A 233-nucleotide genomic window follows, 5' to 3' on the forward strand; every position below is an offset into this window, starting at 1 on the left:
GTCTCCTTCAGGATCTGATAGTAGAACCCGAAGTTCATGTCGCCCATCGCGTGCGAGTTGACGGACGCGTCGGACAGCGTATTCGCCGCGCCGCCCGCGCCGCCGACGATGAACTGGCTGTGCCGGTAGACATACGGCACGTCGACGTCGACGCTGATGCGGTCCGTGAGGCCGTAGCGCACGTCGAGATCAGCCATCACCTGGTGCGACTTGGTCTGGCCCAGGTTGATGTT

General features: G+C 62.7%; 1 pseudogene. It reads right to left on the reverse strand.

The window, feature by feature from the left end:
* Nucleotides 1-233: pseudogene (locus tag SB753_RS41830) on the reverse strand (hypothetical protein); the annotation flags it as partial.

Source organism: Paraburkholderia sp. SIMBA_053 (assembly GCF_046534895.1).
GTDB classification, from domain to species: domain Bacteria; phylum Pseudomonadota; class Gammaproteobacteria; order Burkholderiales; family Burkholderiaceae; genus Paraburkholderia; species Paraburkholderia caledonica.